Origin of the sequence: Tepidimonas fonticaldi (assembly GCF_007556755.1) — a bacterium.
In the GTDB taxonomy this organism is placed as follows: Bacteria; Pseudomonadota; Gammaproteobacteria; order Burkholderiales; family Burkholderiaceae_C; genus Tepidimonas; species Tepidimonas fonticaldi.
Genome location: NZ_VJOO01000063.1, coordinates 1 through 3,221, shown reverse-complemented (window position 1 = coordinate 3,221; position 3,221 = coordinate 1). Strand labels below are relative to the sequence as shown.

The following is a 3,221-nucleotide window of genomic DNA, read 5'->3' as shown; positions in this document are numbered from 1 at the left end:
CATCGCCAAGCTGGCGGCACTGGTCCCGCCACCTCGCGCGCATCTCACCCGCTTCCACGGCGTATTCGCCCCGAATGCAAACCTGCGTGCGCAGCTGACGCCCTCGGGGCGCGGCAAGCGGCCTGCGGGCGATGCGGCGCCGGTTGACGCAAGCGCCCACGACGAGCCGCGCAGCCCCGAGCAGAAGCGCCGTGCGATGAGCTGGGCGCAACGGCTCAAGCGGGTCTTTTCCATCGACGTCACCACCTGCGCCCACTGCGGCGGCGCGGTGCGGATCGTCGCCAGCATCGAGGAACCCACCGCCATCCGCGCCATCCGCGCCATCCTCGCCCACTTCGAGAAGCACGGCGCGCTGGAGCAAGCGCACTACCGGCCCGCAGCGCGCGCCCCGCCGCCCGCCGCGTGATGAGGCGCCGGCCACACAGCCGGTAGCGAAACCAGAGTCCGATCCAATGCGGCCACGACCCCGCAGGGCTGCGCTCGGCCCTGTGCCGGGATTCGGTGAGAAATGGCTACGCACTGCGCCGTTGCGCGGCCCCGCGATGTCGAAAACCCACGCATGAACCCCCGATCTGTGCCCGATCTGTGCCCAAAGCGGCGCTTGCGCGGCCGCTTCCTACCTGCCAGACTCGCAAAAAAGGGCGGTTGAACTTCCAATACCCGCTTCCGCATCGCCGGCCGGCTGAACTACGCCGACACCGACGACCATCGCGACCGCCTGGCGAACGCGCGCTTCATCGAAGGCAACGCCGGCTTCGCCTGGCGGCCGTGGGATAGCGCGCGCTGGGAAATGTTCGGCCGCTACACCTACCTGTACGACCTCTCCAGCCTGGGCCAGCGCGAGCAGGACTACGACCAGAAAACCCAGGTGCTGTCGGTGGAAGGCGTCTACCGCCACGACCAGCATTGGGAAGTGGCCGGCAAGCTCGCCCGGCGCGAGGGCGAGGTGCGCTACGGACGCGGCAGCGGGCCGTGGTTCGACTCGGCCACCGACTTCGCCGCGCTACAGCTGCGCTACGAGGTGGTCTACGCCTGGCACGCGCTGGCCGAATACCGCTGGCTGGACGTGCAGGCCGGCGGCACGCGGCAGGGCTGGCTGGTCGGACTGGACCGCGACATCGGCAAGAACTTCCGCATCGGCGCCGGCTACAACTTCACCGAGTTCAGCGACGACCTGACCGACTTCGACTACGACCACGAGGGCTGGTTCCTCAACATGGTCGGGATGTACTGAGGGTGCCGGTCCACGCAAGACCGTCGACGTTCAGCCGTCCACGGTCTCCTCGCCGCCATCCTTGGACAGCTCTTCGGCCCGGCGCTCATCCAGGTGGCGCTGCAGGCGGGCCACGTCTTCGGGCGACCAGTCGTCGATGCCGGTGACTTCCAGCCAGGCGTTGATGTAGTGCGATGGCGCGTAGACGTGGCCGAAACCCATTGGTGCGCTCATCGACAGCGAAGTATCCATTGCCATCTGCATCATCGTCACGACCGGATACCAGCGCATCGCCGGGGATACGTCCGGCGGGCGCGGGGCATCGAGCAGTTCCGGTTCGCGGAAGAAGCCGTGACGGTCGAAGAACGTCACCGCGTCGCTGCCGTACTGCAGGTAGACCACGCGCATCGGGCCCCACGGCGTGCCGGGCGGGGTGGAGCTGCCGTCCTGGTTCATGAAGCGGACGAACGAGCCGTCCTGGAACTGCGGCAGCCACACCGGCGAACCGGGATTGCGCGAGCGGGTCAGCTCGGCCCACTTGCTGGCGGCGAACGGAGGTCCGCTCCAGACCGCGCCATCGAATGGTTCGCCGAGCAGCTCGAACATCTCGAACGAGCGTTCCGAATTGAGCGCGCCCAGGCTCAGGCCGTGCAGGTACAGCTTCGGCCGCCGCTCGGGCGGCAGCGTGCGCCAGTAGCCGTAGACCTCGCGGAACAGTGCGCGCGCGGTGACCCCGCCTGTGTCCGGATCCAGGAACAGCGTCAGCGGACTGGACAGGTACGAGTACTGCACCGCGACGCTGGCCACATCGCCGCGGTAGAGATATTCGATGCTGTCGATGCCGGACGGGTCGACCCAACCGGTGCCGGTCGGAGTGATGATGATCAGCGCCTTGCGCTCGAAGCCGCCGACGCGCTTGAGTTCTTCCAGCGCCAGCTGGGCGCGCTCTTCGGGCGTGTCGCCGGTGGGCAGGCCCGCGTACACGCGCAGCGGCGCCTTGGCGCCGGGACCGGCGTAGGCGGCGAGTTCGTCGGCGGTGGGGCGGGCATCGACGTAGCGCCGGCCCATGCGCCCGAGCTGGTTCCAGGCCACTAGCGACTGCGCGCTGCCGGGGCTGTCCCATTCGGTCGGCGGCGGCATGTCGGGCGGGATCAGTGCATCGGCCTGGCGATAGGAGGCGTCCAGGGTGTCCAGCAACGAGGACAGGATCACGCCGTTGACCAGGCCCACCAGCAGCAGCACGCCGGCGATCGCACCGACCACGTGCGCGATCCGTCGCGGCACCTTGCGGGTGACCAGGCGCATCACCGCCTTGATGATCATCAGCGCGATGCGGCCCAGCACGACCAGCAGCAGCGCCACGACCGCCGCACCCGCGAGTACGCCCAGGATGCGCGATGGACCGGCGGGAGCCAGGTGCATCAGTTCGCGGACGATGTTTTCCCAATGCTGGCTGCGCCAAAGCGCGAGCGCGGCGATGACCACGCAGGCGACGACCGCGATACGGCGGCGACGCGGCTGTCCCGCCGGCCCGGGGAGCGGCAGCTCCAGGTATCCCCACAGCCAGCGCAGCAGCACGCCCAGGCCGTAGCCGGCGGCCAGGCACATGCCCGACAGCACCGCCTGCGCGACCGTGATCCGTGGCGTGAGGCTGGGCGTGAGCGAGGCGGCGAAGAACAACGTCCCCAGCACGAGCCCGGTATTGCCAAGGCGCGCCAGCAGCGAACGCCGGAGCCGGGTGAACCAGCCATCGGATGTAGTACCGGAAGCGAGTGCAGCGTCGTCGTCCTGTCGCATCAAGTATCCCCTGCGAGTGGTCCCCTTGGGCCAATATACCGGACACGGATAGGCGTTTTAACCGCATGAGGCCAAGTATCGCACCGCGGAAGCGCCATCAAGCCGGCTGAGACACTCGATTTTCCCGCCCAGGTGTCAGGTTCACCACCAGGGTTTGGCGTTCAGGAGAGTGATTTGCGGCGCTCGGCGTGTACCGGGCGCAGAGCCAGTT

General features: G+C 68.5%; 2 protein-coding genes and 1 pseudogene. 2 read left to right on the top strand and 1 reads right to left on the bottom strand.

Annotated elements, in window-relative coordinates:
* Positions 1–406, top strand: a pseudogene (locus Tfont_RS14995) (IS91 family transposase); the annotation flags it as partial.
* Between the two features lie 384 nt (positions 407–790).
* A complete protein-coding gene (locus Tfont_RS14230) occupies positions 791–1,234 on the top strand; it encodes a hypothetical protein (RefSeq protein ID WP_047290313.1) in 444 nt (147 codons plus the stop codon).
* Positions 1,235–1,264: 30 nt separating this feature from the next.
* On the opposite strand, the gene Tfont_RS14225 is transcribed toward Tfont_RS14230, so the two are convergent.
* The gene (locus Tfont_RS14225) at positions 1,265–3,010 is read right to left on the bottom strand and encodes an alpha/beta hydrolase (RefSeq protein WP_143969920.1); all 1,746 of its coding nucleotides are present in this window, start codon (positions 3,008–3,010) and stop codon (positions 1,265–1,267) included.
* Positions 3,011–3,221: the final 211 nt, after the last annotated feature.